The organism is Pseudoalteromonas sp. bablab_jr011, from assembly GCF_016464045.1.
Classification (GTDB): domain Bacteria; phylum Pseudomonadota; class Gammaproteobacteria; order Enterobacterales; family Alteromonadaceae; genus Pseudoalteromonas; species Pseudoalteromonas lipolytica.
This window is the reverse complement of sequence record NZ_JACDWU010000150.1, coordinates 84,132-97,484: the sequence shown is the minus strand read 5'-3', so window position 1 is coordinate 97,484 and position 13,353 is coordinate 84,132. Positions and strand designations below refer to the sequence as shown.

General features: G+C 41.6%; 13 protein-coding genes and 1 pseudogene. 6 read left to right on the top strand and 8 right to left on the bottom strand.

Annotated features, from left to right (window positions below; all coding sequences use genetic code 11):
* Window positions 1-58 precede the first annotated feature (58 nt).
* Together JIG41_RS07335 and JIG41_RS07330 are read right to left on the bottom strand one after the other, a co-directional pair.
* Window positions 59-925 carry a pirin family protein gene (locus JIG41_RS07335; protein WP_036973604.1) on the bottom strand — a complete coding sequence of 289 codons (867 nt, stop codon included), beginning with the start codon at window positions 923-925 and terminating at the stop codon, window positions 59-61.
* A gap of 59 nt (window positions 926-984) precedes the next feature.
* Window positions 985-1,410 (bottom strand): DoxX family protein, encoded by a 426-nt coding sequence (locus JIG41_RS07330; protein WP_036973603.1) that lies wholly within the window; start codon window positions 1,408-1,410, stop codon window positions 985-987.
* Window positions 1,411-1,574: 164 nt separating this feature from the next.
* On the opposite strand from JIG41_RS07330, the gene JIG41_RS07325 reads away from it, so the two are divergent.
* On the top strand, window positions 1,575-2,096 hold the full coding sequence (locus JIG41_RS07325) for a hypothetical protein (RefSeq protein ID WP_199524503.1): 522 nt from the start codon (window positions 1,575-1,577) through the stop codon (window positions 2,094-2,096).
* 5 nt (window positions 2,097-2,101) lie between these two features.
* Here JIG41_RS07325 and JIG41_RS07320 read toward each other — a convergent pair whose 3' ends face one another.
* The 6 genes and pseudogenes from JIG41_RS07320 to JIG41_RS07295 form a co-directional block, all read right to left on the bottom strand.
* A complete protein-coding gene (locus JIG41_RS07320) occupies window positions 2,102-2,944 on the bottom strand; it encodes a DUF4198 domain-containing protein (protein ID WP_036973602.1) in 843 nt (280 codons plus the stop codon).
* A gap of 9 nt (window positions 2,945-2,953) precedes the next feature.
* Window positions 2,954-3,454, bottom strand: coding sequence for a DUF2271 domain-containing protein (locus JIG41_RS07315; protein ID WP_036973601.1), 501 nt, complete (start codon window positions 3,452-3,454; stop codon window positions 2,954-2,956).
* The gene (locus JIG41_RS07310) at window positions 3,454-4,086 is read right to left on the bottom strand and encodes a PepSY-associated TM helix domain-containing protein (protein ID WP_065979485.1); all 633 of its coding nucleotides are present in this window, start codon (window positions 4,084-4,086) and stop codon (window positions 3,454-3,456) included. Before JIG41_RS07310 ends, JIG41_RS07315 begins: the two co-directional genes overlap by 1 nt.
* Window positions 4,087-4,287: 201 nt before the next feature.
* Window positions 4,288-4,671 (bottom strand): annotated as a pseudogene (locus JIG41_RS07305) (YbaN family protein); the annotation flags it as partial.
* A gap of 224 nt (window positions 4,672-4,895) precedes the next feature.
* Window positions 4,896-6,221 carry a porin gene (locus tag JIG41_RS07300; protein ID WP_199524502.1) on the bottom strand — a complete coding sequence of 442 codons (1,326 nt, stop codon included), beginning with the start codon at window positions 6,219-6,221 and terminating at the stop codon, window positions 4,896-4,898.
* Between the two features lie 100 nt (window positions 6,222-6,321).
* Window positions 6,322-6,807, bottom strand: a complete 486-nt coding sequence (locus JIG41_RS07295; protein WP_036973598.1) for a MarR family winged helix-turn-helix transcriptional regulator — start codon at window positions 6,805-6,807, stop codon at window positions 6,322-6,324.
* Window positions 6,808-7,135: 328 nt separating this feature from the next.
* Here JIG41_RS07295 and JIG41_RS07290 point away from each other — a divergent pair, with 328 nt between their 5' ends.
* The 5 genes from JIG41_RS07290 to JIG41_RS07270 all read left to right on the top strand — a co-directional run bounded on the left by JIG41_RS07290 (window position 7,136) and on the right by JIG41_RS07270 (window position 13,351).
* A complete protein-coding gene (locus tag JIG41_RS07290) occupies window positions 7,136-7,987 on the top strand; it encodes a D-hexose-6-phosphate mutarotase (RefSeq protein ID WP_118844755.1) in 852 nt (283 codons plus the stop codon).
* Window positions 7,988-8,047: 60 nt separating this feature from the next.
* The gene (locus JIG41_RS07285) at window positions 8,048-8,581 is read left to right on the top strand and encodes a PH domain-containing protein (protein ID WP_036973596.1); all 534 of its coding nucleotides are present in this window, start codon (window positions 8,048-8,050) and stop codon (window positions 8,579-8,581) included.
* A complete protein-coding gene (locus tag JIG41_RS07280) occupies window positions 8,574-10,109 on the top strand; it encodes a PH domain-containing protein (protein ID WP_074989514.1) in 1,536 nt (511 codons plus the stop codon). Before JIG41_RS07285 ends, JIG41_RS07280 begins: the two co-directional genes overlap by 8 nt.
* Window positions 10,110-10,188: 79 nt before the next feature.
* Window positions 10,189-10,431 (top strand): hypothetical protein, encoded by a 243-nt coding sequence (locus JIG41_RS07275; RefSeq protein ID WP_182395845.1) that lies wholly within the window; start codon window positions 10,189-10,191, stop codon window positions 10,429-10,431.
* 97 nt (window positions 10,432-10,528) lie between these two features.
* Window positions 10,529-13,351, top strand: a complete 2,823-nt coding sequence (locus tag JIG41_RS07270; RefSeq protein WP_199524508.1) for a hypothetical protein — start codon at window positions 10,529-10,531, stop codon at window positions 13,349-13,351.
* Window positions 13,352-13,353 lie beyond the last annotated feature (2 nt).

The following is a 13,353-nucleotide window of genomic DNA, read 5'->3' as shown; positions in this document are numbered from 1 at the left end:
GTGGTTACTTACTAATTAGTGCCTGTAAATGGATAGTACCTATAAATTGCAAAAAAGTTTACTTTTTAGCAAAGGGCAACTCAATATATTCAAGCTCATCACCGGGGATTTTAGCAAAGCGCTGTGCTTGCCAATCTTGTTTTGCTTGCTCGATACGCTCTTTGCTGTATGCAACAAAGTTCCAGTGTAAATAAGGAACTTTATTGAATTTACTGCCACCGAGTAAAATAAAGCGGCTATGCACATGGGTCGTAATTTCGTGTTCGCTGTCATCGAGTAGAACAAAATTGTCTTGAGTATAGCGAGTATCACCAATACTAACTTCACCATAAATTACATACACAGCGGTTTCATGATGAGGATGCGGTTTAGTAATATAACTGCCTTGCTCTGCTACTGTATCTAAATAAAACATAGGTGAGTAGCTTTTCACCGGGGAGCTCAAGCCATAGGCATCACCCACGATTAGTCGCATCAGCACTCCTTTTTCTATTTTTTCAGGCAGTTGCTGTTTTTTGATATGTTCAAATCGCGGTGCTATTTCGGTCATGCTCTCAGGCAAAGCAACCCAGCATTGCAGACCATTAATGTCGTGCTCGCTTGCACGCACTTCAAGGCTTTCTCTTTCTGAGTGCACTATACCGCGACCTGCGGTCATCCAGTTAACATCGCCAGGTTCTATTTGCAGGCTATTGCCTAGTGAATCGCGATGGTAAATACTGCCAGTAAACAAATAAGTGAGCGTTGAAAGGCCAATATGAGGATGAGGCCCCACATTTATGCCTTCACCGCGAGGAAAGTGATTCGGCCCCATGTGGTCAAAAAAGATAAATGGCCCAACCATTTTTTTGTCAAAATGCGGCAAGATGCGTTTTACATCGAGCCCACCAATATCGTGGCTGGTTGCTGTTAATAACTTTGCCATATTTGCGCTCCTTAAAAACAAACCCAGCCAACAACCTAGGTTATTGGCTGGGAGAAATGTTATGCCTGACTACGTTTTAACATTAGTTGATCTAGGCTGATTTTGCCTGCACCAACACTGGCTAATGCTAAAAAGCCACCTGCCATTGCAATGTTTTTGTAGAACATTAAAAATTGCATTTGATCATCAAGTTGAAAGTGGAATAACAAAGCACTGGCCAGGCTGAAACCAGCAAAAGCGACAGCGGTTAGTTGTGTTAAGAAGCCGAGTAAAATAAATAACCCGCCAACCATTTCAAAAGCAATGACAAATGGCAGTAAGAACTCTGGTAAACCAACGGATGCCATGTACTGTGCTGTTGCATCGAAAAACTCGATTTTACTAAAGCTGGTGAGTAAAAAGATGGCCGATAAACCAATACGTGCCAATAAAGTGCTAATATTTTGTAATTGTGGTTGAGCTGAGATTAAAGTAAAAAGTTTCATAGTAGGTATCCTGTTTAGTTAAGCTGTGTGTCTGCGATGAAGTAACTATAAATTCACTTTAAAAGAATTAAAAATAGTAAAATTAGCGCTTATTATTCTTTAAAAAAGAATCTTAAAGAAGATTCAATGTGAAGTTATTGTTATCAATAGGATTTTGTTTTTCTATGGCTGCAAGCAGCGTGGTGTTTGCTAATCAAAACTTACCCAATAGTCGTCATTATGAGTTATTAGTTTCAGATATAGCGGTGCAGCAAAGCTGGCAAGTTAAAGACATAATTAAAGGTTATGAGATGTGGGAATATCAAATAAACCTTAATAAAGGCAATACATTAAAGGTTGATTTTGCTCCTTCAAACTCTAGTAACTACTTTAATATTTTACCGAAAGGTAACCCAACCGCTTTGTATGTTGGCCCGGCAAAAGGTGATCATGCTGAGCTTAAAATTCCTGATGATGGCAATTATGTGATTTGGGTATTTTTGATGCGCAATGCCGCAGGCCGTGATGAGCATAGTAAATTTACAGAAGATATTAGCGTTATCAAAAGCCCATTAAATGGGATGCACCCAAGCTGGGATGTCGATGGAGGTGGGCCAATGATTGCGAGAAAGACGGCAGCTGTGATCACACCGTTGACTACAGTCTTCCTCGAAAGTCGAATAAGGCCTCTTATAAGGCCTCATTAAGTGACTTATTCAGGCGCGACTTCAAGGGTGGTAAATAATGAGTAACGCACGTTATCGATATCTGCTTCTGTTGGTTTTTGATCAACAGATGCTTCAATCAGATACATATCAGCGTGTTCGAATGTCACGGTGAAGAAACCTTCACTATCGGTAGTAAGTTTTACTTCATCACGCGCATTACGGTAACGAGCACTGCCGCGTACAATCGCTAGCTCAACGTTAGCGGCAGGTTTTCCATCCATTAATAATTGGAATTTAGCCTCTTCACCTGCAAATAAATCGTTTGGATGCGTTGGGCCCGAAATCTCTAAGCCTTGGCCAAGTAATGTGGGTTTAGAAGTGCCGTTACGGCTTACAAAGGTATCAACGGTTGCGATTGACTTAATCGTGCGTACTTCGGTTGCACCAGCAGGAAGATCAGCGTCTTTTTTACCTGTAAATACACGACCACGGTTGCCGTCTTTATCTTTGTAGAATGTCATTAGCAGGGGCTTTTGCTGCATCGCAATATGGTACGTCCCATCTTGCGATAAGCTAACGGCCGCTGAGTTTTTACGTTTTAGGTAGTACGCGCGAATCTTCTCTTCTACAGGCTTACCGTTTGGCGCAAGGGCGATTAATAAGTTGTCATCATATTCTGCGCCTTGTTCATTTGGGCGGTAGGCTTTGTCTGGGCTAAACAACTCGTTTGAAATACTGGCATCAATCATCACATAATGTGTTTTTTCACCCGATAAAGAGGTGTGCGATGGCATTAACCAACGAGCGTGTGCCTGTGCGTAACTTGATGCAAGTGCGGTGAACGTAACGGCACCGATTAGGGCCGTTTTTAATAATTTTAATTTCATTGTTTATCCTTAATTGCTAGTAATAGTAACGAAGCTAGTCGCGAATTCTTTTTCGCCAGCGAGAGTGACTTTGCCATCTTTTGTTAAGTCGATTTCAACACGGCTGTAATCACGGCCACCTTCTTCACGTACAACTTCCACATTGAGTAAATATTTACCGGGTTTAACGGGGTTACCTTTTAAATCCTTACCGTGCCACTCAATGGTGTAAGTACCAGGACGTTTTGTGGCACCTGTTACGCCGTCGAAGTTATCGTTACTGCGACCTGCTTTACGCCACCACTGACGTAAGTCTTTAAACCACTCTGCTTTTTCAACCCAAAGTGCCACTGTGGTTACATGTTTACGTTCTGGGGTTTCAAGCCAAAGCGCAACATATGGACGGTGATAAGGGGATACATCAAGCTCAGGCAAAGTGAACTCAACGGTGAGGTTGGCGTCTTTGGCAAAGCTAAGTGGGCTGAATAAACAGCTGAACAGTAGAGCAAGTAGTAAGTGGGCTTGTTTCATTAAGATACTCCTTTAAGTTGAGGCACCCAAACTAGATAAATAACCAGAGGTGTGACGACACCAAACAGTGTTAGCCAAAGCCCTGAGGTACGCTTTTTACGGTTTTGAAATAAAATAAATAAGCCAGTTATAGCGAAGATGATCATTAATACTGCTGAGATATCAATTACCCAGCTCCATGCCTCGCCTGTATGACGGCCTTTGTGCAAATCACCAATAAGGCTCATAACCCCACCTGTTTGGTAGTCAAGATTGAGCTCTCCCGTTTGAAAGTCGATTTCGGCATAAGCAAACCCTGCAGGCAACGGGTAGTCGAGCATGACTAGTGCGTCTTGTTTTTCCCATTCAATGCTTTTTACATTCTGCAGAGAAAACTGATCTGCCATATAGCGTTCAATTTCAGGGTAAAGAGTGGGTAATGCATTAAGGTTCTGCTGTGCTTTTTCGAAGAGCTGTGCAGAAATGAGCACGTGGGTTTGACCATTATGTTTGTCATTTTCAAGCCAACTTACGTGATTGAGGATGATGCCGCTGATACAAAATAAGATCAGTAGAAAAAATAGCGCGGTTGATAAATAAATATGTAAGGCACGGCTAACGCTATAAAACATGCGTTTATTGAAAGAGAACATAATGTAAGGTACTTGTTATTGATGCTCACATGATAATAGTTCGTATTATTAATAACAAGTGCGTTTACGTTCTTTACATTCGAGCAGTTAATACTGAATAGCGAGGTACGCAATAATGGCGAGTTGTGAGGTAAACAGGCTAGCAAGTAGCATTAATTGCAGCCGAGTGGATATGTTAAGTTGGATCAGCGTCGGATGATTAGGCTTTGAGGGACGATTGATTAAATAGCCCAACACGCACACCTCGATAACAGCTACAAGATACATAACCCAAATCGGTGCTGCGCTTTGCAGTAAGAAGAAATAGCCCACGGCCATGCCAAGGCCAGCTAAAAACTTTGCTCTTAGCGGAACCACTTTATAGAGCTGCCAATATCGAAGTGATTCACCATACCGAGGATGATTTAATAGCCAAGCAGACAAAGCGGGAGAAGAGCGTGTAAAACAGCCCAAAGCAAGAATAAAGAAAATAGTTGTGGGCATCACAGGGAGTGCAATACCTATGATACCTAAGCCAACCATCAATAATCCAAGTAATTGATAGCAGCCATTTTTATAGGCGGTAAATACCGTTCTTACATTCATCAATATAATTGAGCCTGATAAAACTGAAAATGCGGTGATGCATATTTTGCAAAATCATACATTTATTCTGCGTTACTTTTAACTGTAGCTCAGCTAACGTTTTTTACCTAATGTTGCATGAAGAACGTTTAAGGGGTTAAAAAATTGCTGTGTTATTTAGAGGTAAACGAGGGATGGGGGCATAGAAAGTTTAAAAAAGCCCAGCAATAGCTGGGCTAATCGTTTTAAAAGTAGTAACCGATATTGATATTGAAGCGCGTTTCGGTCTCGTCGCTGTCGCCAGCTATTGAGCCACCAACAAACGGTTGGTTTTTCGCTTTTACAAGATCAAAGTAGGTAAATAAGCCACCTGCGGCGACCGACACACCCGTTACATTCATCCACGTGTCTGCACTGTTATCTGACTTATCGTAAATAATGCCGTAGTCATTATAAAATTGCAGGTTGGTTACTGGCCCCCACTCAACAGGTAAACTGTAAGCAATGTTGGCATTAGTCATGGTGGCTTCGGCGGCGATACTGTCATAAAAAGAGTAGGCACCGACAGCCATACGATTTACGTTATCAATGTCGTAATCGTATTCACCATGTTGCAGTTGGAAGTTCCACGGGCCAATGGTGCTGTTAAGGTGCACAGCCCAAGCCATGTAGTCGCCTGCTTTGTCTTCACCGTCGTGTAGGCCGCCTGATAACGCAGAAACACCTAACTCAGTGGTGCCACCATCATGCTCGAAGTGGTAACCATAACGTCCAGAGAATGTATTGTATTCACCTATCGCATTGGTGGGTTCTGCGTAAACGCCTTCGTCGGCATCACGAAAACCAACGACATCATACGAATAACGATCGCTGCGATTATCAACGTAACCGTCAACACCACCTAATTCATCATTTTTAAAAAAGCCAAGGTCAATTTGCCAGTTATCGGCTATTTTACGCTTAAATAACACACCTAAATCGTGGTCATCTTCTAAGCCAACGTAATAAGTGGTGCCAAAAAAGTAGTTATGAGAGTTATAAGGCCAGTTACCAAAGGGGACTTTGGTGATCCCTGCTTGCACTTGCCAATCTTCGGCAAAGTCATAGGCTGCATAGGCATATTTAACTGCAGTCATGTAATCGAAAAAACGAATTTCTGCATTTAATTGCACGTCACCAACATCGCCTGCAAAATTCAATCTGAAAATATCAAAATCGAAGTCGCCACCGCGGTTCTTATTGCCGTCATCATAAGATGTGTGACTAAAATTGGTACGTACAGCACCGCCAACTCGAATCCCAGATTCTTTCTTTTCGAGCTCTGAATCAACAGCAGCCGTTTGCTGCTCAAGCTGCTTTTGCTGTTTAGCAACTTGGGCATCAATTTGTTCTTGCTGCGCCGCTTGTTGTTTTGCTTGTTGCTCTGCTTTTTCGAGCTGAGTTTGAAGTTGCTGCATCTGTTGCTTTAGTAATTGCAGCTGCTTTTGAAGGTCATCGATTTCTGATGCCTGACTAAGACTTGAAGTAGTGCCCAACGCTATCGCTAGGGCTAACTTTGAAAGTTTAAGCATGAATTATCGCTAATGTAAGAATGGGTACTATTTAGCATAGATGATATTCACACTGAACCCAAGGGTAGCCACATAAATTTAATATTAATCAACGGGTTTATTATTGAGACTCAATGGTTCGCGTAAGCGCACCTACTTCAAGTAAGGGGGAGGCATCAAGTTGGTCTGCATCCATCATGGCTGCAATACGTTGCATAGATGACAACAATAGACTTTGTTCCCACTCTTCAAGGGCTGAAAACTTTTCAATAAAGTGCTCTTGTAAAGGCTGTGGCGCTTTATTCAAAATTTCTTTGCCGCGCTCGGTAAGGTATAGACTGACACGGCGCTTATCTAGTTGACTGCGAACACGTGTAACTAGCTCACGGTTTTCAATGCGGTCTAAAATATTGGTGACAGTTGCGGGACTTAAATTAACGTTTTGTGCGATGCGGCTGGCCGTAATGCCATCGGTGTGCGCGACTTCGTTCATTATAAGTAATTGTGGGCCTGTTAATCCCGATGTTTTGTTGAGTTGTTTTGAATGAAGGTCGATAGCCCTGATAACTTTACGTAACGATACCAATAGCTCGTCATACTTTTGCATAGTTGTGTCTCTTTAAAAAGGCGGTATCTGGCGACCGCAATCGCGAAATATTACACATCTAATAAATTGAGTTCAAATAAATTACACCTATATCAGCCATAGATTAAAGCTAATAATGGCATGGTTTTGATTTGTATTTAGTTAGAGCAGAAATTAAATGCTCTATTTTGTCGTTTAGATAGGGTAATTGTTGTTAACACTGAAAATGCTAATATGGGGTGACTTAGCATTTGGTTGTAAAACATTTTCATCAAATAACTAAATATTATTTACTAATTGCCACCGCTTTGGGTAAGGTGGATTTTTCTTTCATTAAATGGGACGAATTATGAAGTTATCGCCATCAGTTACGATTGAACAAAGTGACACCGGACTTGAGTTTATTAAGGTTGCGAGTGAGTTGTGTGAAGCAACTATTTTTCTGCAAGGTGCGCAAATTACTGAGTTCACGCCTGCAGGCAAAAAGCCGTTGTTGTGGGTGTCTGAGTTAGAAGACTATCAAGAGGGGAAAGGTGTACGTGGCGGTATCCCTATTTGTTGGCCATGGTTTGGTGTAAGTCAGCATGAAGGTTGGCCTGCGCATGGTGTGGCTCGTACAGGTCTTTGGCGCGCTGAAGAAGTGAAAGAACAAGAAGATTCAATCTATATCAGCCTTTCGTTACCGATGACTCAGGTTGATGATAAATATTGGCCTCACAAAACTAAGCTACTTGCTGAATTTATTTTAACGTCGAGTCTTGAGTTACGCTTAACGACCACGAACATGGATAATGAAACCATTCACTTTACTCAAGCGCTACACACGTATTTCCCAACACCTGCGATTGAAGAAACCAAAGTTGATGGTTTGCAAGGGGCAAAATACATTGAGTTTGGCGAAGGCCCTTTTGAGCAGCATGACTTGGTTGCTTTTGCGCGCGAAACCGACATGGTGTACACCGAAGCAGAGGCTACACAGCGTATAATTACCCCAGACGGCATTATTGAAGTAGGTCGTGAAAACTCAACATCATGTGTGCTGTGGAATCCGTGGATTGAGAAGTCAAAACGCTTGTCGAACTTTGCCGACGATGAGTATCATGTGATGCTCTGCTTAGAAGCAGCAAATGTACTTGATGACAGTGTAGAGCTTGCGCCAGGTGCCAGCCATACGCTTGCAACGACACTTCGCTGGGTTTAATTTACCACACTCAACGTTAGCACGTAAGGCCAGTGACACTGGCCTTTACAAGGAATAATCGTGTTTAGTAATCAACAAATCGACACTCTGCCTCGCCACCATACTATTAAATTTCAGCCGCTTGCAGATAACGCTATTTGGCATGTACAAATTAATTGGCTGCTTTTTTATATTCCACTCATGACGGTCATTGTGGCTGTTCGGTATTTTAATCAACCGTTTGCTGATGCGGTATCTGCACCTTGGTTGCTACTGCTGCCCGTGCTCGTTGTGCTTTCAATGCTGTATAACCTTTACAGTGTTCGTGTAAAAGGGATTGCATTACGTGAGCATGATATTGCTTATAAGCGTGGTTTAATTTGGCAACAAGTGACTCTGTTACCTATTTCTCGAGTTCAACATACTGAGATACATCGAGGACCCATTGAGCGGAAACTTGGCTTAGCAACACTCAGACTCTACAGTGCTGGTGGCATGAGTGCGGATCTTCATATCAGTGGTTTAACAGATAAACAATGCAATGACATTAGGCAGTTTGTACAAAGCTATGGTTATGACAATCATGCAACAGTTGATGAGCTAGTCGATGAATAACAATGATTGGCAACGCGTGTCGCCGTGGGCACTTTTATATTTTATTGTGCATTTTGCTATTCGATTTGTTAAAGATGGCTTACTAAATTTACTGCCTATTTTAGTTATTTTTGTGACTCAGGTTGAGCAAAAATGGTTTTGGGGGCAAGTCGCAGCAAGCATCGCTATTGTCATGTTAGTTGTTTATGCATTTGCATATTATAGAAATTTTTCTTATCGCATCAGTAGCGAAAATGAAATCCTGTTAAACAAAGGGGTATTTAAGAAAGAGCGCTTAACACTGAAGTTTGCCAGAGTGCAAAATGTGAATATCGCTGAGCCCTTTTATTTCCAGCCCGTAAATTTGGTTAACTGTATTTTTGATGCTGCAGGCAGTAGCGCTCAAGAAGCCGTGATCCCAGGTGTAAAGCTCAGTTATGCCGAGCATGTACGCGAACAAGTGATGGCATTTAAAGCGCAGTTGCAGCAAAGTGACACGCCTGAAAAAGCGGAACATGCAGCACAACCATCAGCACAACACACACTCACGCTTAGTAACGCCGAAATAGCGAAGTTTGGTTTGATGTCGAATATGGCTATTTTAGCGTTAGCGGCGCTTGCCCCTTTTATGAATGCCATTTTTGATTACCTTGAAACTTCATTGATTGCGCGTCTAGAAGCCATGTTTAACGAGCAGGCTGCCTTTGTTGGCAGTGCGGCAGCATTGGCTGTGGTGACCGTTATTGTTGTTATCGTGCTGTGCGCTGTGTTGTTGTCGGTTACTATGGCTTTAATTAGGTTTTTTAATTTTCATTTATATTTTCAAGATAATAAGTTTAAACGTGTAGCGGGGCTCTTTGAGCGCCAGCAGTTATCAATAAGCTCAGAGAAAATACAAAGTGTACAAATTAAGCAAAATATCATTGCACGATTATTAAAGCGTTATACATTGATATGTCCACAAGTGAGCAGTGGTAATACAGCCCCAGGTGTTGCGGCGCATAAAAACAAACAAACACTGGTGATGCCCGTGTTAACCGCAGCGCATGTTCAGCAAGTGTGCCGTTGGTTGTTTCCGTGGTTTATTAATTTAAATGAGCTTAATTTTATTAAACCCGAACGGGCACTGCTGTATAAAAACACTGTGTTGTATGTATTTTTGCCGAGTGTGATTAGCGTTGTCGTTATTGATCAACTATTTGAAACGTTATCAATGCTTTGGGGTTTATTACCTGCGAGTATATTGATGGCTGCCGTATTTTTACGTTATCAAAAAACAGGCATGGCGCTGTATCAACATGAAGGCCGCTCATTTGCCGTGTTTAGAACGGGAATGATAGGGACTCAGTATCGTTTGTTTGAAATTTATAAAGCACAAAGTGCCACGACTATTAGTACATATTTAATGCGAAAATCAGGTTTAAAAAGCCTGTATATACAACTTGCATCGGGTTCTGTATCAATGCCGTATTTAAAATCAGTTGATGCAGAACAGTTAATTGATTTTGTGCTTTATGAAATAGAATCAGAGCCACGCAATTGGTTTTAAATGAAAATGATTATCAATACCGTTGATTCGGTTTCGTTTTTGGGTATACTGTCCAAAAGTGAGGGATGCAGGTATTCAGATGATTTATTTACTTCCAATTATCGCTATTTCAGGCTTAGTTGCTTTACTGTGGTACGCGCGCTTTAAAAATGAGTGTAAAGGCTTTTGTATTAGTTGCGCAATTACTTGTATCGCGTTATTGGTAACCAGTGCAATGATGCTCGTAGGCCTTGGTGCGCTCAGAAGCAGTATGATGTTTGCAGTAACTATTTTTATTATTTATCAACTTTTGGGGTTAGTAAAACCTATCAAAATCGATTAATTTCTTACATTTTTTAACTACAACCGCGCAAAAAAGCAACGCATACTAGTGTGAATATTTAAAATCAATATACCCAAGCTGGGGATCAAGGATTATGATGAAAAAAGCACTATTGAGCGTTGCGCTGCTTGTTGCAGGCGAGGCGTCTGGCCAAGAAATATGGCAAACAATTCACACTGAGCATTTTAATGTACACTTTAGCGTTGAAAACCAACAGTGGGCGCAATCGGCTGCCACAGAGCTTGAAATTGTGCGTGATAAAGTGCTTAAGCAACAGCATCGTGCTTTGGATGAAGTCGTTGATGTAGTCGTGTTTGACCCTCTGAATGCCGCAAATGGCTTTGCTCTACCTGTCTCTAATAAACCCTTGATGGCACTTTTTACCACGCCACCGCAATCCGATACGGTGATTTCTAATACCGATGGTTGGCAACAATTATTAATCTTGCACGAATATATTCACTTGGTGCATTTAGCTCAGCCGACTCGCAGTGATTTTCGTCAAGCAATTAAAAATAGCTGGGATCTGTATGACTTAGCAGAAAAAGACATGCCACGCTGGGCCGCAGAGGGTTACGCAACATTATTAGAATCAAAAATGACAGGCCGTGGTCGAGTGTTTGACAATTTGTCTGAAGCGATTTTAATTGAGTTTGCTCAGCAAGGTGCATTGCCAGGTTATAAGCAACTAAGCAATACAAAAGGCGGCTTTTTGGCGGGGTCGATGGCGTATTTGGTCGGTTCGCGTTTTTTGGCTTGGCTTGAAGAAAACTATTCAGAACAAACGCTTGATGCTGTTTGGACACGAATGCAGGCAGTAAAAGACCGTGATTTCGATGAGGCATTTACAGGTGTATTTGCTGATTCTCCAGCCAAGTTGTATCGCCGCTTTGTTGCTGAGTATACATACAAAGCAATGGCTAAAGAGGTAAGTGAACAACCACTTACAAGTAAGCTTTGGTTGGAGCTTGATCTCTACGCATCAAATCCAGCACTTAGTCCAGACAACTCTAAACTGGTTATTGTTGAGCGTAATAAAGAGGGTGATACACGTTTAGTTATTTACAGTACAGAGCAAAATACTCAGGCTGCAGAAGAATTTGCAACACAGCAAAATGCGCTTTTAAACGATGATCCTCTGGATATTGTCGATAAAGCTCCCGCAGTATTTAAGCGTGAGCAGAAGCATGTATTGCAGCAAATAAATAGACAAGGGATTAAAAATCCACAATGGCTGGATGAAAATACGCTGTTTTTTACAGCAACAACCACCGTGGGCAAAGGGTCTGTTCTTGGGATTTCTGATTTATACCGTTACGATATTACAACGGGTGAGGTCACAGCATTGACGCATCACGCGGGCTTGCGTCGTTTTAGCATTAGCGAAAATGGCGAAACTGTTTATGCAGAACAAAATCAGCATGGTTTCTCAGCGTTAGTGAAAGTAGACCTTACTCATGGTGACGTCACTCCCTTGTTTACAAAAAGCCTTGAAACTATTTATGACTACCCCGTATTAAGCCCTGATAAGTCGCGGCTGGCCTATTTGAAAACCACATTGAATCAGAATTGGCAGTTGTATATACAAGATTTAAACACGACAAAATCATATCGTGTGCCTATGCCTGCAGGGTATCAATATGTATCGCAACCTAATTGGCAAGCTGATGGGAAAGGCCTTTATTTTGTGGCTGGTAAAAATGCAGCAGTTGATTTGTACCACTATGACTTTGATAAAAATGAACTTTATCAACTAAGCCAAGGCCAAGAAGTTATCGCTCATCCCATGGCGATGAATAATGGTGAGTTATTGTATTTATCAGTCACACCGGATGGCCCAAATATTAAGCACTTTACAGACTTAACTCAGCGCGAAAAAGTGACTGAACTTGCTGTAAATCCCACACCACCGCGTGGTGTGACCGAAAGCGAAGTACTCCCTAAAGCGGCTATTTATCAACAAGCGACAGGTCAACAAACTGACTATGATGTATTTCAGCAAAAGCCGACTTTATCGTTGGGTTCTCAGTATTACTCCGCATCATCGTCAATATTAACCTTGGGTGTTAAAAGCAGTGACTTTTTAAAACAGCTTGATTTGCAAGCAGGCTACAGTATTGATTTACAAGATAGCGCATTAGAGGGGGCGTTTGCCGCTGCCAAATATTCAGCCTTTGATTTACACTTTAAAGCTTTGTTATTCGATTATCAGTTAGATACAGATAAACAGTACCACGGATACCATGCTGAAAAAATTGAAAACACGGGTATACACTTGGCAACAAGTTATCCAATGCAGTTTCAACAATTAAGTATCATTCCTTCTGTGAGTTATAACTACAGCGACTTTGTTCACGGCGATGATCAATGGTTAAAGCTGGGGCTAAAACAAAAGTGGCAATATGATAGACAAACAGTGGGGTTTTCTCAGTCAGCAAAGATAGCTTTACTGAAAGGTGATAGCAAAACGTATAATTGGCAAGGTTACGACTTTGCTACTGAGTTTGGTGCGCATGCGTTTAATATTTCTGTTTATGTTAACTTTGCTCAGCATTATCGTGACAATAATACGCTTGCGTTAGGTGGTTTTGCTTCTAACTTAATTAACAACGAGACTCAAAGTGGTTTAGTGGTGGCACCCGAATTACCGTTTATTAGCCAGCTTGGTAACCGCTATAAAGGTTATGGCGGCGGGATTAGTTATAAAGATTCGCTCCCATGGCTTTACTATCAACAGCATCAAGTAGATAACCGAGTATATGCACAAAGCTATGGATTAAAATGGCAAGGCGAGTTTAGCTTTGGCCTAGGGCCTGCCGGGCTGAATGATGTGAATATTGATTTGGGCGTCGCCCGTGTTGAAGGCGACGACTTTGAAAACGATTTACGTGCTTGGCTTAGTTTTTACTATTCTTTATAACC

Bases quoted from the DNA above. Each gene is read 5' to 3' on its own strand.
- JIG41_RS07335 (WP_036973604.1), bottom strand. From the start codon at position 925: ATGGCAAAGTTATTAACAGCAACCAGCCACGATATTGGTGGGCTCGAT.
- JIG41_RS07330 (WP_036973603.1), bottom strand. From the start codon at position 1,410: ATGAAACTTTTTACTTTAATCTCAGCTCAACCACAATTACAAAATATT.
- JIG41_RS07325 (WP_199524503.1), top strand. From the start codon at position 1,575: ATGGCTGCAAGCAGCGTGGTGTTTGCTAATCAAAACTTACCCAATAGT.
- JIG41_RS07320 (WP_036973602.1), bottom strand. From the start codon at position 2,944: ATGAAATTAAAATTATTAAAAACGGCCCTAATCGGTGCCGTTACGTTC.
- JIG41_RS07315 (WP_036973601.1), bottom strand. From the start codon at position 3,454: ATGAAACAAGCCCACTTACTACTTGCTCTACTGTTCAGCTGTTTATTC.
- JIG41_RS07310 (WP_065979485.1), bottom strand. From the start codon at position 4,086: ATGTTCTCTTTCAATAAACGCATGTTTTATAGCGTTAGCCGTGCCTTA.
- JIG41_RS07300 (WP_199524502.1), bottom strand. From the start codon at position 6,221: ATGCTTAAACTTTCAAAGTTAGCCCTAGCGATAGCGTTGGGCACTACT.
- JIG41_RS07295 (WP_036973598.1), bottom strand. From the start codon at position 6,807: ATGCAAAAGTATGACGAGCTATTGGTATCGTTACGTAAAGTTATCAGG.
- JIG41_RS07290 (WP_118844755.1), top strand. From the start codon at position 7,136: ATGAAGTTATCGCCATCAGTTACGATTGAACAAAGTGACACCGGACTT.
- JIG41_RS07280 (WP_074989514.1), top strand. From the start codon at position 8,574: ATGAATAACAATGATTGGCAACGCGTGTCGCCGTGGGCACTTTTATAT.
- JIG41_RS07275 (WP_182395845.1), top strand. From the start codon at position 10,189: ATGATTTATTTACTTCCAATTATCGCTATTTCAGGCTTAGTTGCTTTA.
- JIG41_RS07270 (WP_199524508.1), top strand. From the start codon at position 10,529: ATGAAAAAAGCACTATTGAGCGTTGCGCTGCTTGTTGCAGGCGAGGCG.